Raw genomic sequence first — 26,479 nt, 5'->3', positions numbered from 1 at the left:
CATCGGTTCCGTTGCGCAACTGCGTTGCCGCGTCGAAGCGGGGGGAACAATGGCCGTCATTACCGGAAACACGTTCGACAATAGCCTAGCCGGGACAGCAGCCGACGACGACATCAGCGCACTTGGCGGCAACGACATCGTTCGCGGCGGAGGCGGCAACGACCTGATCAATGGCGGCGAAGGCGCCGACGACCTGCAAGGCGAAGCGGGCAACGACATCGTCCATGGCGGCAACGGCGACGATTCCCTGGGCGAATATTATCAGGAAGGTGTCGGCGGCAGCGACGAGCTGTACGGCGACGCCGGCAACGACCAGATCATCTATTTCAACACATTGCCCAACAGCGCGACGCATTCGCTTCTCGACGGCGGGTCCGGCGAAGACGTTCTCCGTTTCGTCGGTAATATCACCTTGTTCGGCAGTGGAAGCGGATCAGTCGAGATGGTCGGCGGTGCCGACAATGACCGGTTCGTGACGAGCGGCGGCGCCGCGGTGACCATCGATGCGGGCACGGGCGACGATTTCGTCCAGCTGGCGCATTGGGGCACCCAGTATGAAATCGCCCTGGGCGCAGGATCGGACATAGTCTCGGTGGTGACCAGCGCGGCAATCAGCATTCCCGCCATCGTCATAACCGATTTTGCCGCCGGCGATGCCGGGGATGCGCTCGCCCTCTCCTCCTTTTTGTCGGAGCGATTCAATCTGGCGCCCAACGCCAATCCCTTCACCAACGGCAGGCTGAACCTGGTCCAGCGCGGCGCGGACGCAGTGCTGCAGGCGAACGGGCTCACCCAGAGCGGCGGACTCGTCGATTTCATCATCCTGAAAAACGTACTCGCGAGCACGCTTACCGCCCATAATCTCGGCGGATATAGTCAGGACGGGTCGGCGGCCGCGGTGGTCAGCTTCACGGGCACCGCCGCGGCGGACAATCGCAACGGGAACAGCGGCAACGACTTGCTGCAGGGCCTTGGCGGCGCGGACTGGCTCTATGGCGGCGCCGGCAACGACCGGATCGAAGGCGGCGACGGCAATGACAAGCTGGTCGGCGATCTGGGCGACGACCTGATCTACGGCGGCACCGGCGATGATGAGATCATCAGCCAGTATGGCGTCGACAAGATTTTCGGCGAAGGCGGACGCGATCATATCTCGGTCGAACTCAGCTGGTCGGCGATTCCCAATCTCGGCATCGAGGTCGATGGCGGCGACGACGACGATTTCCTCCATTTCTCAGATCTCATGGAGCTGAGTACGGCAACGATCGTCGGCGGATCCGGAAATGACGCGATCTCGACGAACGGCGGCCTCGCTGTCGAGATCGACGCGGGCAGCGGCGACGACATGGTTCAGGTGGTCATGTTCTCGGGAACCACGAACATCACGCTCGGCACGGGTGGCGACCGGCTCGACCTCCTCGGCAGCACCGGTTTCACCGGCCAGGAGAGGAGCTTCACGGTCGAGGATTTCGCCGTCGGCAATTCCGGCGACACCATGAAATTCTATTTCATGTACGCGATCGCGGACAATTGGAGCGACGGGGCGAACCCCTTCTCGGCCAAGTATCTTCGCCTGGCGCAGAGCGGCAACGATACGCTGCTGCTGCTCGATTCCCGCGGCGAGGGAAAGTTCTTCAGCCTGCTCGGTCGCTTCGAGAATGTCACCGCAAGCCAGCTCAACCTGTTCAACCTGGGCTTTGCGCCGGGGCAGATCGCAGTTGCGGGCGGCATCGGCGCCGACGCCATCTATGGCTCGTTCGGCGCCGACCAGCTGATGGGCATGGCCGGCAACGACACGCTGACCGGCGGCGGCGGCCTCGACCAGCTCTGGGGCGGCACCGGCGACGACACCTATTTCGTCGATGGCGACGATCTGGTGTTCGAGGGGGCGGGCGAAGGCTTCGACACCGTCTATACCAGCGCGAGTTTCAACCTGACCGCTGGCTCGCGCGTCGAGGTGGTCGGCACTGCCAACTGGCGGCTGACCGACGCGCTGCGCATCGCCGGCAACGAATTCAACAACGCGATCATCGCTAACAGCGGCAACAACACGCTGTACGGCGGCGGCGGCGACGATTCGATCCGCGGTCTCGACGGCAACGACTTCATCGATGGTCAGTCGGGCACCGACTTCCTGATCGGCGGCCTGGGCAACGACACGTACTTCGTCGACGGACTCGACACCGTCGAAGAGGCCGCGGGCGAGGGTTATGACACCGTCTACGCCCATACCAGCTACACGCTCGTCGCCTCGTCCGAAGTCGAGATGCTGGCGACCGTCGACTATCGGCTGACCACGACGATGAGCCTCAGCGGCAACCAGCTCAACAACAACATCGTCGGCAACAATGGCAACAACATCCTCGACGGGCGCGCAGGTGACGATTCGATACTCGGCCTGGCAGGCAACGACATCCTGATCGGTGGAGGCGGCGTCGACTATATGATCGGCGGCGAAGGCGATGACATCTATTACGTCACGTCGGGCGACACCGCGGAAGAGGCCGCCGGCCAGGGCTATGACGCCGCCTATGCCGAGACGAGCTTCGTGCTGACTGGCGGCTCCGCCGTGGAGCTGCTCGGGACGCTGGACTATCGCAAGACCGATGCGCTCGACTTGACCGGAAACGATCTCGACCAGTCGATCGTCGGCAATAACGGCGCAAATACGCTGCGTGGCCTGGGCGGCACGGATTCGCTCAACGGGCTGGATGGCGCCGACGTGATCGACGGTGGCGCAGGCCAGGACATGCTGACCGGCGGGGCCGGCGCCGACGTTTTCCGCTTCTCCGCCGCAGCCCATAGCAGCGCCGGCGCGGCCGACCGGATTGCCGATTTCGCCACGGGGCTGGACAAGATCGACTTGTCCGCGATCGACGCAAGGCCGGGGACCGCCGGAGACGACGCCTTTGCGTTCATCGGCAGCGAGGCCTTTAGCGGCGTAGCGGGCCAGTTGCGCGTGCATGTGAGCGGCGGCGACGCCCATATCTATGGCGACCTGGACGGCAACGGCGTCGCCGACTTCGAGATCGTGATAAACGGCTCGGCGCCGGCTGCTACGGACTTCTTCTTCTAGGCGGTGCAGCCGTTACGCGGATGACCGCTGACGCCGGATAGCGGAAGTTCTATCCGGACGGACACGCCCGCCCTCCATGCCGGCATGCAATTCCGCTATCCCGCCCTGGGCAAAAAAGCCGCCCGTTCGGAGACCCGCGCGGCGACAGCGCCGCACCGCGTCGGTGCCATTGCGGCCATCTAGCGTTTCCGCTCGAGAAGCTCATCCTCGAGGTACGGCGTGCTCGAGCGATAGATTTCCCGGGCGGAGATCAATCGGTCGACGATTACCTCGCTATCCGCCAAACCCATGTGGCCGTAACGACCTTGATAGGCAGTTCGGCGGCCAATGAAGTCGAGAAGGACAATACGGCTTCTCGGCGAAGGCGCCGGCGCCATGCTGTCCGGCCAGCTGAGCCATTCGAAACGCGATGTCTTGGTGTTCACATCACGCAGGATCTTCACCTTCACAGTCTCTGCGTTTTTCATGCCCTCGTAGAACGTCGAACCTTCGAACTCATCGATCCAGACGCCCGCGTCTGGCAGGCTGCATCTTGTAGCACTGATCGGTCGCGAGGCGCGCGACCACGTCGATACCATCCTCCTTCTGCCTGGACGCGCACGGGTAAACGCCGGCCAAGGCCAGCGGCAGAACGCTGGCCATTGCATCTTCGGGATGGCGATAGGCGCTAAGCGGGGCGGCGCGCTCGTCGCACGCAGCGAGCGTCAGACACAGCACAAGGAACAGCAGCCGCTGCATAGGGTCAACCTAAACTGGTGCCCCTATTCATCCAAGGATTTCGCGTATCGCTCGCCTGCGCGCCCGCCCGACGAATGCCACCCCCGCGTCTTCGTGGCTTATGGGAGGCCTCGCCAGTTGCGTCGGGCTCGGCTTTGCGCTAGGGGCCCCGGCTTCCAAAGCTATAGCAATGGAAACCCTGCGGGAGGATGCCTCGGCGTCCGTCTGAACCGCTAAACTTGATCGGAGCCCGCCACGGCTCCTGAAAGAGAGTGACATGGCAAAGAAGATTACCGGCTATATCAAGCTGCAGGTGCCCGCGGGCGCTGCGAATCCCTCGCCGCCGATCGGCCCTGCGCTGGGTCAGCGCGGCGTGAACATCATGGAATTCTGCAAGGCGTTCAACGCCTCGACCGGCGACGCGGAAAAGGGCACCCCCCTTCCCACCGTCATCACCGTCTATGCGGACCGTTCGTTCTCGTTCGAGACCAAGACGCCGCCGGCGACCTACCTCATCAAGAAGGCGATCAACCTCAAGTCGGGCTCGAAGGAGCCGGGCAAGTCGGTTGCCGGCAAGATCAAGCGCTCGCAGCTCAGCGAGATCGCGACGATCAAGATGAAGGACCTGAACGCCAACGACATCGAGGCAGCGACCAAGATTATCGAAGGCTCCGCCCGCGCGATGGGCCTCGAAGTGGTGGAGGGCTGAGATCATGGCAAAGCTGACCAAGAAGCAGAAGACCTGGACCGTCGAAGCCGACAAGCTCCACGGCGTCGATGAAGCCATCGGCATCGTCAAGGCGAACGCCACCAGCAAGTTCGACGAGACTGTCGAAATCGCTCTCAACTTGGGCGTTGATCCGCGTCACGCAGACCAGATGGTCCGCGGCGTCGTCACCCTGCCCAAGGGCACCGGCAAGGACGTCCGCGTTGGCGTCTTCGCCCGCGGTGCCAAGGCCGATGAAGCCACTGCAGCAGGCGCCGACGTGGTGGGTGCCGAGGATCTGATGGAAGCCATTCAGGGCGGCAAGATCGACTTCGATCGCTGCATCGCCACGCCCGACATGATGGGCTTGGTCGGCCGTCTCGGCAAGGTGCTGGGTCCCAAGGGCCTGATGCCGAACCCGAAGCTCGGCACCGTGACCATGAACGTCGGCGAGGCCGTCAAGGCCGCCAAGGGCGGTCAGGTCGAGTATCGCGTCGAGAAGGCTGGCATCATCCATTCTGGCATCGGCAAGGCGTCGTTCCCGGCGGAAGACCTCCGCGCGAACTTCGACGCGCTGGTCGATGCTGTGGTCAAGGCCAAGCCGGCCGGCGCCAAGGGCAAGTACCTCCGCAAGGTGGCGCTGAGCTCGTCAATGGGCCCGGGCGTCAAGGTCGATGTAGCGGAAGTCGCCACGGTCTGATCTGCGCGGACATGGACTAACGAAAGGGGCCGGAAGCAATTCCGGCCCCTTTTGCGTGGGCACCGATCGCGGCGTGCAACACCGGGACTCGCGTGGATTTCCGGAATGGCGCTCCTCCGATAATCATCCTATCCCGTCGCCGATGAAGGCCCGCGATGACCAGTGAGGACGCACAGGGCGGCGTCCGGGCGCGACCGCCGCGCAAGAACCTGATGCTCTCGGCGACGATCGAGTCCGCCGGAACGCGCGTCGCGGTGCGCATCCGCAATCTTTCCGAGACCGGCGCGATGCTGGACGGCACGGTGCTTCCCGATCCGGGCGCGTCGCTGGTGTTGTTTCGCGCGGAAATCCAGGTCGCGGCGACGGTCGTCTGGCGCCAGGGTGGGCGCTGCGGCGTCCATTTCGACAATGTCGCCGCGTCGGTGGACGAATGGGTGACCGGCAAACGCCCGCCCAGCTTCGAAGGCAAGCTGGGCCAGGCGCGGGTGGACGCCATCCAGACCGCAGTACGCAACGGCGCTGTGCTGCCCGCAGAGCCCGTGCCGGCCGCAGCCCCCGTGCTGGTCTCCGGCGAACTCGACCAGCGCCTTTCCGACGAGATCGTCCACGTCCAGCGGCTGATCGACACGCTGGGCGAGGCGCTGATCGAGGATCCCGAGATGCTGAAGCGGCATTTGCGCGTCCTCCAAAACCTCGATCGCGCCAGCCAGATCCTCGAGCATCTAGGCGCGGTGCTCGGCGCGCCCGACCGGATCAGCGCCGCCGAAGCCATTGCGATGCAGGACCTGCGCGAACGGCTGTTGCGCACGCCCGGTCTCTGACGCCGGCAACCGAAGCCGGCCTGCTCCGTTACGACTGCCGGCCCATCGGCCGACAGGGGAAGACGATGCGCACAGTCGAGTCACGAGCAGCCGCATGAAGGACAGGACGCATCGGGCCGCCACGCTGATCGCGCGGCTGGGTTTCGCCGCGCGGGGACTGGTCTATCTGCTGGTCGGCTGGTTCGCGATAGATGCGGCGCGGCGCGGCGATGCCCCCGCAGACAATCAGGAAGCGATGGGATCGCTGCTCCACCAGCCGCTCGGCCAAGTGCTGCTAGGCATCGTGACGCTGGGGCTGCTGGGATATGCGCTGTGGCGGTTCAGCGAAGCGGTGTTCGATCCCGAGCGGCGCGGCACTTCGCCCAAGGCGATCGCCGAGCGCGCCGGCTTCGGCTGGAGCGCGTTCGTCCATACCCTGCTCGCAGTATATGCAGGCAAGCTGGCGCTGCGCCTCGTGCGGCCGGAGACCAGCCCCGGCGATGAACGCGCGCAGGACTGGTCGGGCTGGCTGATGGCGCAGCCGGGCGGCGTGTGGTTGCTCGGCGGGATCGGGCTGCTGCTGGTGGGTGGCGCAGGCGCACAGGCGTGGAAGGCCTATCGCAACAAGTTTGCCAGCGAATTGAACAGCGACGTGCCGGTACCGCGCTATGTCTGTCTGGTCGGGCAGATCGGCTATGCGGCGCGGGCGCTGGTGTTCGCGCTGACCGGCTGGGCGCTACTCGCCGCCGCCTGGCACGCCCGGGCCGAGGAAGCCGGCGGCATGGGCCAGGCGCTGCGGACGCTGCGCGACGGGCCCCTTGGGCCGGTACTGCTGGGGATCGTTGCCGCGGGGCTTATGCTGTTCGGCGTGTACAGCCTGATCGAGGCGCGGTTTCGCCGGGTGCGGATCGGACAATAGGAAACGCAGCGGGAGCGAGTGCCTGCGCTTCGGCGTGACGTCGATCAGCTGTGGTTGAGCCGACGTTGCCGATGGACCGAATATGCGGTCCATAGAGTAGTAGCCAGCGCCACAAATGCCACGCCCAGTCCGGGCACCATCTGCCCAATCCCGAACGCAATCAGCGCAATGGCCATAGCAACGGCCAAATATGTCCAAATGGAAAACATCAAGCGTCTCCTGGCGAAGGCTCAAAGCTAATCCGCTCGCGCCGCCCCGTTTAGACGAATGTCACGCGCCGTAGAATTGCGGCAACCAGTTGCGCGTGACGGTCACGCGGTCGCCGAGTTTGGTGGCGCGAAACAGCAAGGCGGCGAACTCGTCGGGCAGGCCGATGCAGCCATGCGTGGCGTAGCGATTGTCCACTGTCTCGCCGCTGCCGTGAAGCGCGACGCCGCTCCAGGTGAGCCGCTGCATGTACGGCATCGGGGCGTTGTAGATATTCGAGATGTGATCCTTCTTCTTCTGAAGGATCGGGAAGGTGCCCAGCGGAGTCGGCTTTTCGTCGACCCCGTAGATCAGGATGGTGCGGCCGATCTCGATCCCGCCGCGATAGACGTAGAGCGTGTCGCGCGCGACATCGGCGACGATCTCGATCTTGCCCGCCGGCGCACGTTCGGGCTCCCACAGATATTCGCCTTCCTCAAGCGGCGCGTCGGGCGTCAGGATCGCCAGCACGATCGGGCCCTTGGCTGCGGTGGTCGCTGCGGCCGGCATGGCCAGCGACGCGAGTAGGAGGAGGAGTAGGCTCCGGAGCATGAGGCGAGTCGTCATGCGCGACGATATTGCTGGTGAAACGGCCGCTGGCTAGCATGGTTTTTGGACTGTTCCGCAGGGGCACAGCCGAGGCGTGCGTTAAGCATGCAGGCGAGGCGGCAAAGGGAGAGCGGATTTGCGACTGAACCGGCGGATATTCCTGGGTGCGGCGATCGCCGCCGGGCATGCCCCGTTGCTGGCGCACGCGCCTGCGCCTGCGCCGATCAGCGGCTGGACCAGGACCAGGGGCGGCGATGCCGGGCGCGTGCTGCGGGTGACCAGCCTCGCCTCCGAAGGGCCGGGAACGCTGCGCGCGGCATTGGCGGCGACCGGCCCGCGGCGGATCGTGTTCGCTGTGGGCGGTGTGATCGACCTGGCGCGCAAGAGCCTGTCGATCCGCGAGCCCCATGTCACGATCGATGGGGCAAGCGCCCCCTCCCCGGGCATCACGCTGATCCGCGGCGGGATCGGGGTCTCGACGCACGACGTGGTGATCCGCCATATCCGCGTGCGCGCCGGAGCCGATGGAGCGCCACCCAAAAGCGGCTGGGAAGTCGACGGCCTCTCGACCAGCGCGGCGCACGACGTGATCGTCGACCATTGCTCGTTCGCCTGGGCAACCGACGAGAACCTCTCCGCCTCGGGCCCGCGCTTCGCCGGAGGCGACACGGTGGAGGCGTGGCGTCAGCATACCTCGCGGCGGATCAGCTTCACGCAGAATATCGTCGCCGAGGGACTCGCGCATTCGAGCCACGCCAAGGGCGAGCATTCGAAGGGATCGCTGATCCACGACAACGTCACCGACGTGCTGATCGCGGGCAATCTCTATGCGCACAATTATGAGCGCAACCAGCTGTTCAAGGGCGGCTCGCACGCGCTGACCGCCAACAACCTGATCTACGATCCGGGCAATCGCTGCATGCATTATGCCCTGAACGAAGAGGAATGGGTCGGCCAACCCTGGACGGTCGGGCGGCTGGCGATCGTCGGCAATGTCGTGCGCGGCGGCGCGTCGACGCGCGCGGATCTGCCATTCCTGATCGTCGAGGGTCAGGGCGATCTCGAGCTGTTCGAGCGCGACAATGTCTATGCGCTCGCCGACGGGCGGCCGATGACGCGGCTCTGCATCCTTTCCAACCGCGATCCCAAAGTGATCCCCCTGCCCCGCGCGCCGTTTTGGCCCGCAGGCTTCGCGGCCCGCCCAGCGCGCGAGGTCGAAGCCTGGGTCCTCGCCGAAGCGGGGGCGCGGCCATGGGATCGCGACGCGATAGACAAGCGCATCGTCGCCGAGGTGCGCAGCGGTAAAGGCCGGGTGATCGACGACGAACGCGAGGTAGGCGGATATCCGACGACAACGACATGATCCGCGCGAACCCGTACGCCTTGCGGGTGATGCAGAACATGATACGCCTTCGCTGACTGGAGAACCGCCGCAATGTTCGAACGCTTGTATCGCGCCAGCATGGCACATGGCTCGCGCATCCTGTTCGGCATCGCGATCCTGGTGGTCCTCGCCGGGGTTTTGGGATCGCTTCTCGCAACTGGCGGGCTTGGGCCCGGGAATCAGTTTCAGGCCGACTGGTCGGTCATCATAAACCAACTCTTCTTCGCGTTCTCCGGCGCAGTGGCACCACTTATCGGCGCGCTGCTGATCCATCGATTCGACCGCTGGCTCGCTACGCTGCCGGCACGCGGCAATCCGGACTGACGGAGCCACCGAAAGCACGGCCGGTTGACTCATCCCCACATTCCGCTATGTGCGCGCCTTCGCAGATGGGGCTTGCCCTGCCTGCGTTCCGTCCGAGACAGCGAGTGACCGGGATTTGCCGGTCTTGATTTCTCGCCAAGACGGGGACAGATTTTTTACCGACACGGTCCGCTGCGGCGGAGCGTTCGGGTCTCGCCGGGGAAGCCCCTGGCCGTGACGATCGTGCCCCTCGGACAATTTGTAACCGGAGCCTTTCGGGGCTCCTTAACGAGGAGACCGGCATGGATCGTTCCCAGAAGGCTGATGCCGTTGCCGAGCTGAATCGCACCTTCAACGAGGTCGGCGTGGTGGTTGTCACCCGCAATCTCGGGATGACCGTCAAGCAATCGACGGACCTCCGCAACAAGATGCGCGCAGCCGGTGCGAGCTATAAGGTCTCGAAGAACAAGCTTGCCAAGATTGCCGCCGAGGGCACCGATTATTCGGTGATCGCGGACCTGCTGACGGGTCCGACGGCGCTCGCCACTTCCACCGATCCCGTGGCTGCGGCCAAGGTCATCGCGGAATTCGCCAAGACGAACGACAAGCTCGAAATCGTCGGCGGAGCAATGGGCGCGCAGCTGCTCGACGTCGAAGGCGTGAAGGCACTTGCGACGCTGCCGTCGCTGGATGAACTGCGTGCGAAGATCGTGGGGCTCATCGTGGCACCTGCGACCAAGATCGCGACGATCACCCAGGCACCGGCCGCGCAGATCGCGCGTGTTCTTTCGGCATATGCGGAGAAGGAAGCCGCGTAAGCGGCCCTTCTTTCGAGACCAATTCCCTAACCTATCTGATTTGATTGGAGTTTAATCATGGCTGACCTTAACGCACTCGTCGACCAGCTCTCCGAGCTGACCGTTCTCGAAGCCGCCGAGCTCTCGAAGCTTCTCGAAGAGAAGTGGGGCGTCTCGGCCGCTGCTGCAGTTGCAGCACCTGCCGCCGCCGGCGGCGCCGCTGCTCCGGCTGCCGAAGAGCAGACCGAGTTCGACGTGATCCTCACCGGCGACGGTGGCAAGAAGATCAACGTCATCAAGGAAGTCCGCGCGATCACCGGTCTCGGCCTGACCGAAGCCAAGACGCTCGTCGAGTCGGCTCCCAAGGCCGTCAAGGAAGGCGTCAACAAGGACGAAGCCGAGAAGATCAAGAAGCAGCTCGAAGAAGCCGGCGCGACCGTCGAGGTCAAGTAAGCTTCTTCTGCTTCACGGCAGAGAACGAAAGGGCGGTCCCGCTGGGGCCGCCCTTTTTTCGTTGTGCGTCAGAACGCCTGCGCGACCAGCAAGATATTCCCCGTTCGTCCCGAGCCTGTCGAAGAGCGGCTCCACGCACGCGTGAGCCGCAAGGCCCGGGGCGGCGCTTCGACAAGCGCGAACGGGCAGGATGGCGCACCGCGCGAACTGCATCGCAACCATTCCCTTGCCGCGGACGGAGCATCCGGGGATTAGGTGCGTTCCGAATCGCCTCCACGCCTGACAGGAAACCGCATGCCCTCCGGACTAGTAGCGCTGCTCGACGACGTTGCCGGCATCACCAAGCTCGCCGCGGCGTCGCTCGACGATATCGGGGCGGCCGCGGGCAAGGCTGGCACCAAAGCGATGGGCGTGGTGATCGACGATACCGCGGTGACGCCGCGCTATGTCGTCGGCCTCAGCCCCGAGCGTGAGCTGCCGATCATCTTCAAGATCGCGATGGGATCGCTGCGCAACAAGCTGTTCATCCTGCTGCCCGCGGCGCTGCTGCTCAGCGCCTTCGCGCCATGGGCGATCACGCCGTTGCTGATGCTGGGCGGCGCCTTCCTGTGCTTCGAGGGTGCCGAGAAAGTGCTCGAGGCGCTGGGCATCGGCGGGCATGCGGAAGTCGAGGAGACGCCGATGGAGGCGGCGCATCTGGAGCAATCCAAAGTCAGTGGCGCGATCCGTACCGACTTGATCCTGTCGGCGGAGATCATGGCGATCGCGCTGGCCGACGTCGAGAAATCGCCAATCTTCAACCAGGGCGTGATCCTCGGCGTGGTCGGGATCGGGATCACCGTCCTCGTCTATGGCGTGGTCGGGCTGATCGTGAAGATGGACGATATCGGGCTCCACCTCGCCCAGCGCAGGGCTGCGGTGACGCGCGCGCTGGGCCGCGGGCTGGTGAAGGGCATGCCGGTGCTGATGCAGTTCCTGTCGATCGTCGGCACCGCGGCGATGATCTGGGTCGGCGGCGGCATCCTCGTCCACGGGCTGAACGTGCTGGGCGTGCACGCGCCGGAGGAAATCATCCACCACGCCTCCGAGGTCGTGGCGCATGGCGCCGGCGGACTGGGCGGCTTCGCAGGCTGGCTGGTGACCGCGACCTTGTCCGGCGTGCTGGGGCTGGTCGTCGGCGGCATGATCGCCTTCTTGCTGCACCAGGTCCACAAGCTGCGGCACTGAGCCGAGCGCGGGTTCAGGCGGCGGCGGCCTGGCGTGGCAAGTAGCGCGTGGCGGCGAACTGGCTCGCCTGCTGGTTGCGATCGAGCCAGATCGGGCCGAGCTTGGCCCCCTGCCCCGCGACGCCGACCATGAAGTCGGCGCCGAAGCGGCGGATGCTGATCCCCGCGCGCCATTTGAGCTCGATCATCACCATCGGCACGAACATCGGCCTGCCATGGGCCTGGACGACATGGACCTGCTCGCGGGGAAGCGCCAGCCGCACCGGCATGCGCCCGCCCGCGCCCGCGGCAAGATCGAACGCATTCGCCGCGGGATCGACCATCGGATTGGCGTGATAGCCGGCGATGTTGCGGTCCTGATCGGGACTGGCGCTCATCATCGCCATCGCGACGCGAATATTCTCGGCAGCGGACGCCTGTAGGTTGCCGAGCAGCAGCTCGAAATCGAGCAGCACGTCGCGCTCGGTGACTTCGATGCGAGTCGGCTGGAGGAGAATCTCGAATGGTTCGCCCACGGGCGCGGCGGCGGGCGCGGCAGGAACCGGCGGCGCGGCGGGAGCGATGCCGGGCGGCGGCGCCACCGCGCGCGGCGGCGCAGGCGCGGCGATTGGCGCTTCAAAATCCTGTTCTTCGGACTGGCTGCGGTTGCGGCGGCGCTGCAGCGCCCAGACGCCGCCGAACGCGAGCGCGGTCGCGCCAGCGCCCGCCAGCGCCCATAGCCAGCCGGGCATGCCCGCGGGCTGCGGCGCCGGGACGGGCTGCGCGATGGCCTGCACCGGAACCGGCGCGACAGTGGCAACCGGGCTCGGCGCGGCGAGCGGCGTGGCGGAGGCTGCAGGAAGTGGTATCGGCCGGAGCGCGGGGGCTTGGGTGGCGGCAGGCGTGGGCGTGGGCGTCGCGCGTGCCGGAGCAGCTGCGCGAGGGCTGGCGATGGCGTTCGGCACGGCGGCGGGCGTCGGAGTCGGCGCGGGTGTCGGGGTCGGCGTCGCGACGGGACGGCCGAGCGTGAACCGCTCGGGCGTCACGCTGGGAAGGTAGATCGTCGTCGGCGTGCGGGTTGGCGCAGGCACCGGAGGTGCGGCCTCAGGCGACGTGGTCTGTGCAGCGGCACCAGACACGGCTCCACTGGCAGCCATTGCCGCTGCCGCGAGGCCAAACAGCCCGCCGATCCGATACCCTCCGCGCTTCACCAAATCGTCTTTAGCCGTTCCAACGTGAATTACAGCTGCATGCGACGCGTTTTAGCGACCGTCCGTCGCAGGTGAAGCAGATTTACGCCCGCCCGCGCCCCCGATTTGGGGCACAGGCGGACTTTTGGCGTCGCTAGAAATCCACGGTTGCCGAGAGCCAGAGCCGCCGGCCCTCCTGGTTGATCGAATAGGCCGGCGTGTAGACGGTGCTCGCGCCGCTCGGGTACGGCACATAGACCGCATAGTCGGTGTCGAGGATGTTGTAGACCGTCGCGGACAGGCGGAAGGCCGGATCGACCTGGTACGAGCCGCCGATGTGGAACACCTCGTATGCGCGGAAATCGCCGACGGCGACTTGCTGGGCATTGTTGCCGCGATACCGGCCCGATCGGACTTCGGCGCGCGTCCAGACGCCGGCCTTGTCGTCAAGCTTCCAGCGCAGATTGCCGTTGAACATGTGCTTGGGCATGCCGACCAGCGGCAGACCCTCTTCCGCGCCGCTCAGCTGCTCGGTCTCGGTATAGGTATAGTTGGCCGACAGCGAGACCGCCGGGCCGAAACGTACGCGGGCGGCCGCCTCGACGCCGCGAGTCCGCGCCTTGTCGATGTTGATCGACTGTCCGAACAGATCGACTGCGGGGAACGGACCGACATCGAGGCAGCCCGGACGGTTGAGATTGCCCGCGAACCGGCAATTGGGAATGCCGGGACCGCTGGCGATCTTGTCGGTGAAATCGTTGTTGAACAGCGTGACGTTACCGCTGACCGCGCCGCCGTCATAATAGATGCCGGCTTCGTAGCTGGTGCTGGTTTCCGGCGTCAGCCCCGGCGTGCCGATCAGCGGGACGCGGCCCTGGCTGCCGAAGCCGATGATGCCCTCCGCGATCTGTTCGACGCGCGGCGTCTTGAAGCCGCGGCTGGCGCCGCCCTTCAGAGTCAGCCGTTCGTTGATGTTCCACACCGCATAGGCGCGCGGCGACCATTTGTTGCCGAAGGTCGAATGGTCGTCATAGCGCACGCCGCCGGTGAGGTTAAAACCCTCGGTCACGGTCAGCGTCGCTTCGGCGAACCCGGCCCATTGAGTGAATTTGAACGGCGCGGGGGCGACGCCGTCGATCATCTGCGCGCGCCAATATTGGCCGCCGACGGTGAAGGCGATCGGTCCCGCCTTGCCGGCGAAGCGCGAGTCCAGGATGTCGTTGCGCGCCTCCAGCATGCGCGCACTGAGCGGGGTCTTGCCCGGCGTGCCGTTGGGGATCAGCCGGCCGATCGTCTCGGTCTCGCTGCGGGTCAGCGTGGTATCGAGCGTGCCGAAGCCCATCCGCCAGCTGTGCGCGAGAACGTAATTGGCGCGATTGAACTTTTGCTCGGGGCCATAGCCGCCGGTGCCCAGCGTGCCGAGCCGGCCCTCGCTGTTGTTGTAGCTCTGGTCGTTGCGATCGACTTCGAGCCAGACGTCGTGATCGGCGTGCGGAGTGAAGGTCAGGCGACCGCCATAATTGTAGACGTCCGAGCGGACCGGGTTGCGGCCGAGGGTCAGCGCGGGATCGCCCGGGATCGGGATGTCCGAACCTTCGCGGTGAAAGACGCTGCCGCGTAGCGTAAGCCCGACCAGATCCGCCACCAGCGGGCCCTGGGCGAAGGCATTGATCGACTGGATGTTGCCGAAGCGATCATCCTCCTGGATCGTGCTTTCGGCCGAGGCGGTGCCGACCCAGCGATCGCCAACCTTGCGCGTGATGATGTTGATCACGCCGCCCATCGCGTCCGATCCGTAGAGCGTGGACATCGGACCGCGCACGACTTCGATGCGATCGATTGCGGAGAAGGGCGGCAGGAAGCTGGTCGAGGTCTCGCCAAAGCCGTTGGGTGTGACGCCGCCCGGCGCGTTCTGGCGGCGGCCGTCGAGCAGGATGAGCGTATAGTCGCTCGGCATGCCGCGGATCGAGATGTTGAGCCCGCCGGTCTTGCCGGCCTCGCCGCCGACATCGATGCCCTGCACGTCCTGGAGCGCCTCGGCCAGACTGCCGAACCGCTTTTCCTCGAGTTCGGCGCGGTTGAGCACGGTAATGCTGGCGGGCGCCTCGACGATGTTCTGCTCATAGCCTGCGGCGGTTACGACGATCTCATCGCGCGACGCCGCCGCGTCGCCGGTGTCGCTGGTCCCGGCCTGCGCCTGGGCGGCGGCTGGCGTGGCGGCCAGGGCGACGCCCAGCGAGGCGGCGGCGACGCCCGCGCATGCGAGAGCCCGGAAGGCGATAGAATAGTCGATCACGGATCCCCCGATATTGCGAATGCGTAGCAATTGCGCCGCGAATGGGGAGATGTGGAAAGGAGGTCAATCACGCGACCGGCATCGGGCGCAGGAGCAACACTTTATAACAGGTGGGAAACGACGGCACGCATTTCAGCCACGGTTGCCCGGTGGCTGACGATTGGAGCGAACGAGCGCCAGTTTGCCCTGCCCTGCTCCGGTCTCGCGCGTTTCTATTCGTTCTCACCGGCCCCCGCCCTGGCCCCACAAAGGCCAGGGCAGCGGGGCCGCAGCTTAAGGCCGGCGTGGCGACGGAAGAATAGCCGCCCTCAACCTAGGGAACGCTCACCCGCTGGAACGGAATTTTGGCGAGCTCGGGAAGCGCCTTGAGCTGGGGTTCGACGGTCTTGAGGTCGCCGACCGCAACGAGCACCATCTTGTCGAGCGGGTAGCTCGCCTTGGCCGAGGCCAGCATCGCCGCGGGTTCGACGGCGAGCACCGCGGGGACATAGCGATCGGTCCAGTCGCCGGGCAGGCCCAGCGTGTCGCGCGTAGCCAGCGTGTTGACCAACGCCGGCGAAGTCGAGTTCTGGATCGCGAAAAGCCCGGCCATATAGGTGCGGATGCCCTTCGATTCCTCGATCGGCGCCGGCTCGGTCTGCATCCGGCGGATTTCCTTGAACACTTCGTTCAGCGCCGCACCGGTGACGTTGGTGGTGACGTCGGCGTCGAAGGTCCACAAGGCGTCGTCCGGGCTGAAAGCAACGCCCGAGCCCGGCGAATAGGTATACCCCTTGGTCTCCCGGATGTTGGTGGTGATGCGCGAGCTGAAGGCGCCGCCGAGCAGCGAATTGGTCACGCGCTGGGGGATATCGGCGTCGCTGCCCGCATTCGCGGCGTCGAACGACAGGCGCAGCGTGGTCTGCGGCGCATCGGGGCGGTCGATCAGAATCACGCGGGGGCCCGCCTGGTGCGGCGCGGCGAGCTTGAGCGGCTCGGGGCCCGCGGTCCAGCCGCCGAACGCCTTGGTGATCGCCGCCTTGACCGTGGTGGTATCGAACTTGCCGGCGACGTAGAGATGCGCGCGCCGGGCGCCGAACTGGTCGCGGTGGAAGGCCCTGACCTGATCGATCGTGTAGCCGGCAAGCTGCGCCTGGCTCGGCACGACGCGGCCATAGACGTGGTTCGGGCCGTAGACCGTCCGCGCGAGCGCGACATCGGCAAGCGTGCCGGGCTGCGACAGCGCGACCGAGAGCTGGCGGCCGAGATTGGCCTTTACCCGAGTGAGTTCGCTGGCCGGAAGATCGGGGCGGATCGCAACATGACCGATCAACTGGACCGCGGCGGGCGCGAATTCCGACAGCACGTTCATCGTGATCGCGGTGGCCTGCTGGCCTGCGCCGACATTGAGGTCGCCCCCCATGCTGGCCGCTGCGGTGGCGAGCTGGCCGGCGCTGCGACCGGCGGCGCCTTCCTTCATCATCGCGCCGGTAAGGTCCGCGAGCCAGGTCGCGTCGCCTTCGGTGACGTTACCGGCGCGGACGCGGAGCGACACCACCGCCTTGGGCGCGATGCCATAGGGGACGAGCGTGACCTGCATTCCATTGGGCAGGCTGAACGTCTCGGTCGCCGGCAGCGTGAACGGCTTGGGCTCGCCGACCGGTGGCGGCGGCGGGAAGTCCTGCGCCAGCGCAGGCGTCGCGGCGGAGAGCGCCAGCGAAATTGCGAACAGCGTGCGCTTCATCTCACTTGCCTCCCTGTGCGGCAGCGCCCTTGGCGCCGGGCTCGACGACATAGACCGAGCGGTTGGTCCTGCGCAGATACTCCTGCGCGGTCTTCTGGATCAGCGCCGGAGTCACCTTGGCGAAGCCCTCCTCGATGCGGTTGATCGCCTCCGGATCATTATCGAACAGCGCGTGCACCGCGAGCAGATCGACCAGCCCGATACGGCCGCCGCCGTCGATCTCGCCATACAGCTCCGAGCGCATCTTGGTCTTGGCGCGCGCGAGATCGTCGGCGCTGACCGGCGTGGTGCGCAGGCCCTCGATGACTTCGTCCACCGCCTTGGTGATCTGCGCGGGGGTGTGCGTCGGATCATGCGTGAAGCTGAAGCTCCACAGCATCGGCCCGCGATAATTGAACATGTTGCCGAGATCGCCATTGATCCCGCCGCCGATCTCGCCGGCAATACCGGTTTGCTGGACCAGCTTGGTGTAGAGCCGGCTGTCGTCGCCCTGGAGCAGGATCTGGTCGATCAGCCCCATCGCATACCATTCGGGGGTGCCGCGATCAGGCACGTGATAGCCCGCGGCGTATCCCGGCTTGGGGGCGAGCGCGTCGACGCGGCTCTTATACTTCTCGGCAGTCTGGCGCGGTTCGGAGATGTCGGGCTGGACCACCGCGGGCTTCCTGGCGATCGGGCCGAAATACTTCTCGATCGTCGCGCGGGTGGCCGCGTAGTCGAGGTCGCCGGCGATCACGAGCACGGCGTTGCTGGGGCGGTAGAAGTCTTCGAAGAACGACTTGGCATCGGGCACCGTCGCCGCCTCGATCTCCTTCAAGTCACCGTAGAAATTGTGGCTGTTGTACCAATTGGTATTGGCCAGCATCGGCAAGTCGATCCACGGCCAGGTGCTGTAGGGCTGGTTGAGGACGTTGACCTTTACTTCGTTGCCGACGACCCCCTGCTGGTTGGCGAGCACGGTCTGATCGATCACCGGGTTGGCCATGCGATCGGCTTCCAGCCACAGCATTCGATCGAGCGCGCTCGACGGCAGCACCTCGTAATAATTGGTGTAATCGAAGCGCGTCGAGCCGTTGTTGATCCCGCCCGAATTGGTGACGGTCTTGTCGAACTCGCCCTTAGGTGCGTGCTTCGATCCCTGGAACATCAGATGCTCGAACAGATGCGCGAAGCCGGTGCGCTCGCGCGGTTCGACGCGGAAGCCGATGCCGTAATAGACTGCGATCGTCACTGTCGGGGCGATCATGTCCTTGGCGAGGACGACCTTGAGGCCGTTGGGCAGCGTGAAATACTGCATATCGACATGCAGCTTCTGCGCCGCGGCCGGGGTCGGCTGCGCGAGTGCCGGCGCCGACAGGCTGGTCGCGGCGAGGGCGAGCGCGAAGCTCCATTTCTGCATGCGGAGAACTCCCGAGAATCGCTGTATTGGTGGATTACTACGGCATGGAGCGGCGCAGGCAAGGCCGGCGTCAGCCAGGCGTCTCGAAACGCGCTTTCGAGACGAAGTACCAGCGCACCGGCGTGCCTTTCTCGTCGAGCGCGGGCTCGAACATGCCGCGTTTCGTCAGCGCGCGGCAGAGGACTTCAGAGAATTCGTCCGGGTCCGTTCGGGCAAGAATGTAGCAGCCCTTCACCTTGCCTTCGGCATCGACATCAAGGCGGAACTGGACGAACCCGCCGCGTCCCATTGCGATCGCCGAGCGCGGATAGTCGCCGTTGAGGAGCCAGTTTCCGGGCGGCGTCGCCGGCTTTGGCGCGCGGCGCAGGTTCAGCTGGACCTGTCGATCATATCCCCAGCTTTCCATAAGATCGATCGCGCAATCGCGCAGTTGCGCGAACTGACGGGTGGCGGAACCGAATTGGAGGCGGAACGCGGGCTTGCCTGCCAGGGCAATCGTCACCCCGGCTACCTTGGCCTCCTGCTCCGTCGGGATCCGCGGCGGCGGATCGCCGGGCTTGTCGGCGCGCCAGCCGTCGAAGCGAAGGTTGGAGATGAAGGCGGCATGCCTGTCGCCGATCTTGCCGTTCATCGCGCCGAATTCGACCGGCGCTCCCTTCAACCCGAAGTCGATCTTGCCGTGAGCGTTGGTGTTGTAGGAATGCATGCGCTTGCCGACCAGCGCGAGATCGAAGGAGTCGTCCGGTTGGAAGCGCGTGAACTTGGCCGTCACCATGTGGTCACCCTCGCCAAACTGGCCAATCAGCTGGCAGGAGTCACGGTCGATGTTGAGCACCCATTTGCCGGTGCGAGTGAGCGTTTCGACCTCGCGCTGAGCAGAAGCGGGGACTGAGTGGACGAGCGTGGAAAGGGACAGCAACATGAGGGCGAGCATGCGGCTGTACTTGTTCATGCGGCAAAGGCCCCGGGGCAAGGAATCACGATGCACCGGGCGTATCACCCCGCTGATATGCGGGGAAGTGCCCCCTTGGCTCAGCGCACGGGACCATGGGCGTAGCTTAGCACGCGGCGCATCTTCCACCCGCTGCCGTCGCGGACCCATATGTTCGCGAAGCTGGCCTGTCCGTCGAGCTGCTCGGAGGCCGCGCCCTGCTTCGCGTAAAAGCGGTGCTCGCCGGTGAGGATCGCGCCGGTGCGCGGAACCGGATCGTAGCGCAACGTTCGGGCAACGCCCTCGCGGCGCACATGGAGGCCGGGCGTGCCGCAGGGGCCGTTGATCAGCGAGGCGACCACCACCGCGCGGCCCGCAGTGAGGCCGGTGCGGTCGTGGTAGAATTCGACGTCGTCGGTAAAGAACCGGTCCATCGTCTTGGCGTCGCAGGCGTTGAATGCGGCCCAGAAGCTGGTGTCGGCGGCGCGGACGGCAGCTTCGTCGGCAGGTGCCTGTTGTGCGGCGGCAGCGGCGGGAAGGCCCAACAGCGCGAGTGCCGAAATCCAGTGCTTCATCGCCGACTCCTTGTGTATTATTTTTATAATACACCCCTGCTCCGAAAAGCCAATGTCCGGATATGGCGCGCGTGCCCGTCTTGGCTTGCGGCAGGCATATCGCCTGGAGGGAGGAATCCATGCGTATCGATTATCCGCTGGCCGCGCTGTCCATCGCCGCCGCATTGTTCGCGACCGCGATGCCCGCAGCCGCCCAGCGCGGCGCGGCGCGCGGCACGATCAAGGCGATGCCGCTACGCGCAGTGGCGCCCTCCGAGGCCGCGCGGGGACAGACGGTGCGCCCGGGCGTGCCGCTGCGGATCACCAAGGCACTGCCCGACGGACGGCCGCTCAACCTTTCGGTCTCACTCGCCGCCCTGCCCTCCCCGAATTTGCGGATTGTCGGAGCCTCGTATTTGTCGGGCGCGCGGATGCTGATCGTCAATATCGAGAACAAGGGCACCGTCGCGTCCGAGGAAGCGACCCTGGCGGCCAGGGTGTTGTGGGGTGCCGATGTCGACAAGGACAAGCTGCTCAACAACGCCGTGGGCGGCAAAACCCAGGACGAGATACTGAAAAGCGTGCTCGACGACGCGTTCGAGAAGCTCGCACTGTCGATCAACCTGTGGGCGGCAGCGGTGAAGCCGCTGGCACCAGGCGCAAACACCATCGTCGCGATCGAGCTGCCCGACGTGACCGAGGAAATCGCGTTCTGCGGCTTCAAGGGCAAGAAGGCGGCAACCGACTGCGTCGATCCCGCAACCCAGAGCGTGCTCAGCGTGACGCTGTTGCCCAAGGCGATCTGGGCGCTGCCGGGCGCGCCCAAATAAGGATAGGGAGGCGCGGGGTGCGCCTCCCCTATCCTCTCTTGGCGTCAGGGCTTCTTGGTGCTGGCGCTGACGACAGCGCTGGTCTTGCCGTCCTCGACGCTGGTCTGGACGCTGAGCGTGCGGCCGGTCTTCTCGTCGCTGGCGACGAACATGCTGCCTTCGCCGCTTTCCATGTTCATCGTGCCGGTCAGGCCCGCGGCAGTGGCGCGTGCCTTGTAGAATTCGATGACCTTGGCGGGTGCGTCGGCGGTGTCGAAGGCCGCCATCGCGCTCTGCGTATCCTGCTGGTTGCCCGACATCGTCGTCGCGATCTTGCCGCCGGGATAGGCCGGCGCGAGCGTAGCCAGTGCGGCGGGCCAAGTGCCGCCGGTCTCGATCCGCGACTGGCTTCCGTCGGCTGCGGTGGTGGTGACGACCGATGCCTCGCCCGAGCCCGTCGTCTCCAGCTTCAAGTCACCGCCATCGGCAGTCTTGTAATGCTGCTCCTTCTTTCCGCAGCCGGCCAGCACCAGCATCGACGCGGCCCCCAAAATCCCCAACAGCTTCCGCACGAATATTTCCCCCTTTTACGCCCGCGCGCGGTCGCCTGCGCCCTTCCCCGCGTCAACTGCAGTGAAGTGGGGCACGCGACCAACCGGTGGGAAGGCGCGCCCGGTCATTCCGGCGACGATTTTGCTTCGCCATCGCCGACTGATCCAGCTGGACGTAGAGGAAGCAAAGAAACGGCGGACGAGGTGTGAACCTCGCCCGCCGTGCCCTTCCCCTGCCCCCCGATAGGGGCGGGTCTGGAGCGTTGGTTATGCGTGCTCGGGCGTGCCGAGCAGTTCGGCCTCGACATTATCGACCATGTGCGGGCGGCTGGCGCCGATCGGGCCCACGCCGTCCTCGACCTGGCTCGGGCGGCCGATCTTGAACGCTGCCGAGGTGCGGCCCTCGCTGCCGTCGGGAAGCGTATAGCGCGCTTCGGCCACGACGACGGGGTTGAACACTCGGCCCAGTTCGCCCTTGGGCACTGCGAGATGCGCGTCGACACGGGTGCCGTCACCCGGCGCGATCGTGACCGGGGGGACCGTGCTGTCGCCGCGATTGCCGGTGAGCAGGCCTTCCATCTCCGAACCTTCGGCATCGGCGAGCATGAAGGTCGAGATGCGAACGTCGCGGGCGGGCACGTCACCGGCATTGCCGACGGTCAGCTCGACATCGACCAGCGCTTCTTCCTCGCTGGTGCCGGCGCGGACCGGGCGGAGGCCGAATTCGAGCCACGGGCGGTTGGATACCGGCGCAGGCGCGTCGGTGACACCGGCGAGGTCGCTGGTCTCCGGCTCGGCAAGCTCAGCCTCGACATGCGCTTCGGTGGTTTCGGCGACTGCAACGGCAGCCGGGGTGGCGGCGATATACGGGCTGACCTCGGGCTCGTGGCGCGGCTCGATGACCGGGGCTGCGACGATCGGTGCGGCAGCGACCGGCGCCTGATAGGCGCGCGACGCAACGGGCTGTTCATAGACCGGCGTCTCGACGATCTCGGTCTCGGTCTCGTCGCTGCGGCGGCGCATCAGCAGCAGCGCGGCGACACCGGCGGCGAGCAGCAACAGGCCGCCGAGCAGCCATGGCCATGCGAAACTGGGGCCGGTGCTGGTTGCAGTCTGGGTAGTGGTCTCGGTGACCGGGGCAGGTGCGGCAGGTTCAGGTGCGACGGTTGCCGGTGCGGGTGCCTCCGCGACGGGTGCTGGCGCGGGTGCGGGTGCCGCTGCCGGGGGGGCGGCAGGCGCTGTGGCGGAAGCCGGTGCAGTCTGGCGAACCGGCGCGGCACGGCTGGCTGCGCGGACCGGCGCGGCGCGGGTCGCCGCCGGGCGCTCGGCGCGCGGCGCGGGTGCCGGGCCGGGCGGCGGCGCGGGCTGGACGATCGGCGCGGATGGCGCCATCTGGACCTGCGGCGTGGGCGCAGGCGCCTGTGCCGGGCTCACTAGGATCGGCGGCGGCGTGACGCTTTGCGGCGCGGGCGCTTCCTGCGCGAACGCGGGGGTGGCGAGGAGCGCGGCACCGATAAACAGCGCGGCGCGGGGGCGGATTGTGGGCGTCTTCATCATATCGCAGGTTCAATGAATGGAACCCGGGCACGGCCCCGCGACGTGCGCCGGTCCGTGGCGATTGCAGGACGAAATACCCGGTTCATTTGCCGTTCATCGCGCCGAGCCGGATTCGCCTTAAAGTTTAGCCGGACTCTTCTGCCAACCATGTCTCCCCGCGAATTCGGCAAACGAGTTGAGCCAGAGAAGCGGCTTGCCGTCGGCGCCGATCAGCGGGACGCCGTGGCCGCCTTTCTCGCCGATCATCAGTTCGGATGGGATACCGGCGGCCTGGAGCGCGGTGAACATCGCAAGGCTGTTGGCGGCCTTGACGGTCTTGTCGTCGGCGGCGTGGCAGACGAAGGTCGGCGGCATCGTCGCAGGCACGTTGAGCTCGACCGACCATTCGCGAGCGAGCGATTCGGACGGATTGGCGCCGAGTAGCTCGCGGCGCGACTGGTCGTGCGCGATCGGCGGGATCATCGAGACGACGGGGAAGAACATGCCGACCGCGATCGGACGCGCGGGCAGCCGGTCGGCGGCGTCGACAGGATCATAGACCGCCCGGTCCGCGCGGGTGCCGAGCTGTCCGACGACATGCCCGCCGGCGGAAAAACCGATCGCAGCGACGCGCGCGGGATCGATCGCCCATTTGGCAGCGCCTGCGCGGATCAACCGCATCGCGCGCTGCGCGTCCTGCAGCGGCGTCGCCGGCCCGCCGCGCCAGCCGTCGTGCGGCAGGCGATAGAGCAATTCGAACGCCGTGATCCCCTGTGCCGCGAAGAGTAGTGCCATCTTCGACGGAGTCCGCCGCACGGCGACACGCGTGAAGCCCCCGCCGGGGATGAGCAGAACTGCGGCGCCATTGGGTTTGGCAGCGCGCGCGACGCTCATCGCCGGCGTGGCGATATGCGGCCAGGCGATATCCTCAGGATCGCCGCCGGGCGAGCGCAGGATCGTCTCGTCCTTGACCGAAAGCCCCACGCCGCCCGGCGGAATGCCCGGCCAGAGCGCGATGCGCTCGGGCTGTGGCTCCGCCGCGCGCGCAGTGCCGGCAAGGCCGAGCGCGAGCCCGGAAGCGAGGACGGTACGACGATCCATGGGTTTACTCTCTGCCTGCCGACACGGCCATGAACTGGCCGACGGTCTCCTCGACCTGGTGAAGCGCATCGCCGGCCTGCGCGGCCTGCCGCCCCGCATCCTGCGCCGCGGCGGCGAGTTCGGAGACCCGCGCGCTGATCTGCGCGATCAGCGCCGCAATCTCGCGCGAGGACATCGCAGTCTCGTCGATCGAGGCGAGGATCGCGCCGACCGTCGCCACCTGGGTCTCCATCTCGGACGACAGCCCGCGGACACGCGCCATCAGCTCGCTGACGATCGCGAGGATCGCCTGGTTGGTATGCGCCATGATCTCGCTGGCATTCTGCGCCTGGCGGATCGTGATCGTGACGCCGCCCGTGGCATCGGCCGCCTGATCGGCGAGGCTGCGCACTTCCTGGGCGACCACGGCGAAGCCATGCCCGCTCTCCCCCGCACGCGCCGCCTCGATGCTCGCGTTGAGCGCGAGCAGCTTGGTCTTCTGGGCGATGCCGGCGATCAGCGTGAGCACCGACTCGATCTGCCCGGTATGCGAGGCGAGGTTCGCGGCGTTCTCCGCGCCCTGCAGCGCGATGGCATCGGCGCGTCCGGCGACCTCGGTTGCTGCCAGCGCCTCTTCCCGCGCGCGATCGAACGCCGAGATCAGCACCGCGGCGCTCTCCGCCGACTGGCCCATCGCAGTCGCCGACTGATCGGCAGCGGTCGCCACTTCGGCAGTCGGCTTGCTCAGCGCCTGCATCTCGGCAGCCGTGCGTTCGGTAAAGCCGGCGACATCGCGGCTGGCGCGGACGCTGGTGGTGATCGCCTCGCCGAGCTGCCGGCGGACCGCCGCGGCTTCGGCGCGGATCGCAGCCTGGTTGCGCGCGCGGGCGATCGCTCGCAGCCGGCTGGCGATGATTTCGAATTCGATGCCGGCGAGCTTTTGGGTGGATCGGGTCAGCCGTTCGAGCTGCGCGGGATCCTGGCTAAGCTCGAAGAACAGCGCGTGGATCCGCATCTGCGCGACCAGCATCGATGCCGCAACGACGGCGAAGTCGAGATCATGCTGCGCGATGCGATCGGCCTCGGCGATCACTGCGTCGAGCCAGCGCTGGTCGATCGGCCGGGCGAGCTTGGCGCGGGCATAGTCGACGCGCGACGCCACCAGGCCCTCCGAGACGGCACCGCCCGCGCGGCGCTCGAGCAAGTCCCGCGCAATGCCGGCGATATGCGGCTCGATGAAGCTCCACGCCTCGCGCAGCTCCGCTTCGAAGCCGTCGTCGATGGCGTAGCCGCGCCGCAGCGCCGCGGCGTCGGGCCGCGGCAATGCCGCTTCATCGCCGGCGGCGATCCTCTCCGTCGTCAACATCCACCCTCCCCCGGGCGCCTTGCGCGCCTCCGTCGTTATCGCCGAACGTCGAGCCCGCCTCCTTCGAACGCCGCGAGATCGGCGCGGGTAAACAGGCTGGCGTCGCCGGGCAGCGAATGCTTGAGCGCAGTGAGCGCCAGCCCGGCCTTCGCCGCAGCGCGCGCGTCGCCGCCGCTCTCGATCAGGCCGTGCAGCACGCCCGCTGCAAAGGCGTCGCCTGCACCGATCCGGTCAACGATGCCGGCGATCCGCAGTTCGTCGGTCTGGTGTGCGCCGCCGCGGGTATCGACGCGGGCCGAGACCCGGTGGCTGTCGGCATCGTCGACATGCCGGGCGGTCGAGGCAATCGTCTGGAGCTTGGGGAAGTGCGCGAACGCCGCTTCCGCCGCCTCGCGCCGCCGGTCCGAGCCTTCGCCGGAGAAGGGCTTGCCGAGCAGCAGCGAAACGTCGCGATGATTGCCGAACAGCACGTCGGCATGGCCTATCAGCTGCGTAAGCACGGCGCGCGGATCGCTGTCCCACGCCTCCCACAGCTTGGCGCGGTAGTTGCCGTCGAACGAGACCGGTATGCCCTTGGCCGACGCCGCCTCGGCAGCGGCGATCGCCGCTTGTGCGGTGTTGTGGCCGAGCGCAGGCGTGATCCCGGACAAATGCAGTCGGGTGGCGCCTTTGAGCAGGCGGTCCCAGTCCCAGCTGTCGGCCGGGCGCGTGGCGAACACCGAATGCGCGCGGTCGTAGACGACTTCGGAGGCGCGCAGCCCGGCACCCGGCGTGAGGAAATAGAGGCCGAGACGCCCCTCTTCGCTGACCATCGTCGACGTATCGACGCCGCGGCGGCGCAGCTCGCCGATCACGGCGCCGCCGAGCGGATTGTCGGCGACTGCGCTGATCATGCGGGTGGCATGGCCGAGACAGGCGAGACCAGTGGCGACATTCGCCTCTGCGCCGCCGACGATCACTTCGAGCTTCGGGGTCTGGAGTAGCAACTCGCGCCCGGGAGGCGAGAGGCGGAGCATCACCTCGCCGAAGAATGCGATGGTCACTGCATATCTCCCGTTCGCCCCGAGCTCAAATTCCGCGTTCGTGCTGAGCCTGTCGACGCACCGTTCTTCTCTTCGACCGTCGGGCTCAAGAAGTACCGCCCTTCGACAAGCTCAGGGCGAACGGTGTTGATGGTCTCAGCACGAAC

25 protein-coding genes are annotated in these 26,479 nt (G+C 66.5%); 11 read left to right on the top strand and 14 right to left on the bottom strand.

What is annotated here, in order from left to right; translation table 11 throughout:
* The first annotated feature begins 49 nt into the window (after positions 1-49).
* Positions 50-3,076 (top strand): calcium-binding protein, encoded by a 3,027-nt coding sequence (locus tag BXU08_RS20430; protein WP_077507626.1) that lies wholly within the window; start codon positions 50-52, stop codon positions 3,074-3,076.
* 179 nt (positions 3,077-3,255) lie between these two features.
* Here BXU08_RS20430 and BXU08_RS00640 read toward each other — a convergent pair whose 3' ends face one another.
* Both BXU08_RS00640 and BXU08_RS00635 read right to left on the bottom strand, forming a co-directional pair.
* Positions 3,256-3,525: a hypothetical protein gene (locus BXU08_RS00640; protein WP_150125363.1), complete on the bottom strand. Its 270-nt coding sequence runs from the start codon at positions 3,523-3,525 to the stop codon at positions 3,256-3,258.
* A gap of 46 nt (positions 3,526-3,571) precedes the next feature.
* Entirely contained in the window at positions 3,572-3,814 is a 243-nt protein-coding gene (locus BXU08_RS00635; RefSeq protein WP_077507620.1) for a hypothetical protein, read from the bottom strand.
* 256 nt (positions 3,815-4,070) lie between these two features.
* Here BXU08_RS00635 and rplK point away from each other — a divergent pair, with 256 nt between their 5' ends.
* The 4 genes from rplK to BXU08_RS00615 all read left to right on the top strand — a co-directional run bounded on the left by rplK (position 4,071) and on the right by BXU08_RS00615 (position 6,918).
* A complete protein-coding gene (rplK, locus tag BXU08_RS00630) occupies positions 4,071-4,502 on the top strand; it encodes a 50S ribosomal protein L11 (protein ID WP_077507618.1) in 432 nt (143 codons plus the stop codon).
* A gap of 4 nt (positions 4,503-4,506) precedes the next feature.
* Complete coding sequence (rplA, locus tag BXU08_RS00625) at positions 4,507-5,199, top strand: 50S ribosomal protein L1 (RefSeq protein WP_077507615.1); 693 nt, start codon at positions 4,507-4,509, stop codon at positions 5,197-5,199.
* Between the two features lie 155 nt (positions 5,200-5,354).
* The gene (locus BXU08_RS00620) at positions 5,355-6,020 is read left to right on the top strand and encodes a PilZ domain-containing protein (protein ID WP_077507612.1); all 666 of its coding nucleotides are present in this window, start codon (positions 5,355-5,357) and stop codon (positions 6,018-6,020) included.
* A gap of 94 nt (positions 6,021-6,114) precedes the next feature.
* Entirely contained in the window at positions 6,115-6,918 is an 804-nt protein-coding gene (locus tag BXU08_RS00615; RefSeq protein ID WP_077507609.1) for a DUF1206 domain-containing protein, read from the top strand.
* A 270-nt stretch (positions 6,919-7,188) separates the two neighbouring features.
* On the opposite strand, the gene BXU08_RS00610 is transcribed toward BXU08_RS00615, so the two are convergent.
* Complete coding sequence (locus BXU08_RS00610; protein ID WP_077507606.1) at positions 7,189-7,716, bottom strand: L,D-transpeptidase family protein; 528 nt, start codon at positions 7,714-7,716, stop codon at positions 7,189-7,191.
* A gap of 133 nt (positions 7,717-7,849) precedes the next feature.
* On the opposite strand from BXU08_RS00610, the gene BXU08_RS00605 reads away from it, so the two are divergent.
* The 5 genes from BXU08_RS00605 to BXU08_RS00585 all read left to right on the top strand — a co-directional run bounded on the left by BXU08_RS00605 (position 7,850) and on the right by BXU08_RS00585 (position 11,877).
* The gene (locus BXU08_RS00605) at positions 7,850-9,076 is read left to right on the top strand and encodes a polysaccharide lyase family 1 protein (protein ID WP_150125362.1); all 1,227 of its coding nucleotides are present in this window, start codon (positions 7,850-7,852) and stop codon (positions 9,074-9,076) included.
* A gap of 72 nt (positions 9,077-9,148) precedes the next feature.
* Positions 9,149-9,421 carry a hypothetical protein gene (locus tag BXU08_RS00600; protein WP_077507603.1) on the top strand — a complete coding sequence of 91 codons (273 nt, stop codon included), beginning with the start codon at positions 9,149-9,151 and terminating at the stop codon, positions 9,419-9,421.
* A gap of 281 nt (positions 9,422-9,702) precedes the next feature.
* A complete protein-coding gene (gene rplJ / locus BXU08_RS00595) occupies positions 9,703-10,218 on the top strand; it encodes a 50S ribosomal protein L10 (RefSeq protein WP_077507600.1) in 516 nt (171 codons plus the stop codon).
* Positions 10,219-10,275: 57 nt separating this feature from the next.
* Complete coding sequence (gene rplL / locus BXU08_RS00590; protein WP_077507598.1) at positions 10,276-10,650, top strand: 50S ribosomal protein L7/L12; 375 nt, start codon at positions 10,276-10,278, stop codon at positions 10,648-10,650.
* Between the two features lie 294 nt (positions 10,651-10,944).
* Entirely contained in the window at positions 10,945-11,877 is a 933-nt protein-coding gene (locus tag BXU08_RS00585; protein WP_077507595.1) for a DUF808 domain-containing protein, read from the top strand.
* Between the two features lie 13 nt (positions 11,878-11,890).
* Here the strand turns inward: BXU08_RS00585 and BXU08_RS00580 are convergent, their stop codons facing one another.
* The 6 genes from BXU08_RS00580 to BXU08_RS00550 form a co-directional block, all read right to left on the bottom strand.
* On the bottom strand, positions 11,891-13,012 hold the full coding sequence (locus BXU08_RS00580) for a hypothetical protein (RefSeq protein ID WP_150125361.1): 1,122 nt from the start codon (positions 13,010-13,012) through the stop codon (positions 11,891-11,893).
* Positions 13,013-13,199: 187 nt separating this feature from the next.
* Complete coding sequence (locus tag BXU08_RS00570) at positions 13,200-15,281, bottom strand: TonB-dependent receptor domain-containing protein (RefSeq protein WP_150125597.1); 2,082 nt, start codon at positions 15,279-15,281, stop codon at positions 13,200-13,202.
* A 373-nt stretch (positions 15,282-15,654) separates the two neighbouring features.
* Positions 15,655-17,064, bottom strand: coding sequence for a pitrilysin family protein (locus tag BXU08_RS00565; protein ID WP_171982367.1), 1,410 nt, complete (start codon positions 17,062-17,064; stop codon positions 15,655-15,657).
* Position 17,065: 1 nt separating this feature from the next.
* Positions 17,066-18,463: a pitrilysin family protein gene (locus BXU08_RS00560; RefSeq protein ID WP_077507583.1), complete on the bottom strand. Its 1,398-nt coding sequence runs from the start codon at positions 18,461-18,463 to the stop codon at positions 17,066-17,068.
* 70 nt (positions 18,464-18,533) lie between these two features.
* Positions 18,534-19,415: an energy transducer TonB gene (locus tag BXU08_RS19435; protein WP_216352889.1), complete on the bottom strand. Its 882-nt coding sequence runs from the start codon at positions 19,413-19,415 to the stop codon at positions 18,534-18,536.
* A gap of 80 nt (positions 19,416-19,495) precedes the next feature.
* The gene (locus BXU08_RS00550; RefSeq protein WP_171982366.1) at positions 19,496-19,969 is read right to left on the bottom strand and encodes a nuclear transport factor 2 family protein; all 474 of its coding nucleotides are present in this window, start codon (positions 19,967-19,969) and stop codon (positions 19,496-19,498) included.
* A gap of 119 nt (positions 19,970-20,088) precedes the next feature.
* Here BXU08_RS00550 and BXU08_RS00545 point away from each other — a divergent pair, with 119 nt between their 5' ends.
* A complete protein-coding gene (locus BXU08_RS00545; RefSeq protein ID WP_077507577.1) occupies positions 20,089-20,778 on the top strand; it encodes a hypothetical protein in 690 nt (229 codons plus the stop codon).
* 44 nt (positions 20,779-20,822) lie between these two features.
* On the opposite strand, the gene BXU08_RS00540 is transcribed toward BXU08_RS00545, so the two are convergent.
* The 5 genes from BXU08_RS00540 to BXU08_RS00520 all read right to left on the bottom strand — a co-directional run bounded on the left by BXU08_RS00540 (position 20,823) and on the right by BXU08_RS00520 (position 26,333).
* Positions 20,823-21,329, bottom strand: coding sequence for a hypothetical protein (locus BXU08_RS00540; protein WP_150125360.1), 507 nt, complete (start codon positions 21,327-21,329; stop codon positions 20,823-20,825).
* 246 nt (positions 21,330-21,575) lie between these two features.
* Complete coding sequence (locus BXU08_RS19675) at positions 21,576-22,865, bottom strand: hypothetical protein (RefSeq protein WP_077507571.1); 1,290 nt, start codon at positions 22,863-22,865, stop codon at positions 21,576-21,578.
* 117 nt (positions 22,866-22,982) lie between these two features.
* The gene (locus BXU08_RS00530) at positions 22,983-23,945 is read right to left on the bottom strand and encodes an alpha/beta hydrolase (RefSeq protein WP_077507569.1); all 963 of its coding nucleotides are present in this window, start codon (positions 23,943-23,945) and stop codon (positions 22,983-22,985) included.
* 4 nt (positions 23,946-23,949) lie between these two features.
* Positions 23,950-25,290, bottom strand: a complete 1,341-nt coding sequence (locus BXU08_RS00525; RefSeq protein WP_077507566.1) for a methyl-accepting chemotaxis protein — start codon at positions 25,288-25,290, stop codon at positions 23,950-23,952.
* Between the two features lie 35 nt (positions 25,291-25,325).
* Positions 25,326-26,333 (bottom strand): sugar kinase, encoded by a 1,008-nt coding sequence (locus BXU08_RS00520; RefSeq protein WP_077507563.1) that lies wholly within the window; start codon positions 26,331-26,333, stop codon positions 25,326-25,328.
* Positions 26,334-26,479 lie beyond the last annotated feature (146 nt).

The sequence above is a fragment of the Sphingomonas sp. LM7 genome (assembly GCF_002002925.1).
Classification (GTDB): domain Bacteria; phylum Pseudomonadota; class Alphaproteobacteria; order Sphingomonadales; family Sphingomonadaceae; genus Sphingomonas.
This window is presented reverse-complemented; position numbering and strand designations above follow the sequence as displayed.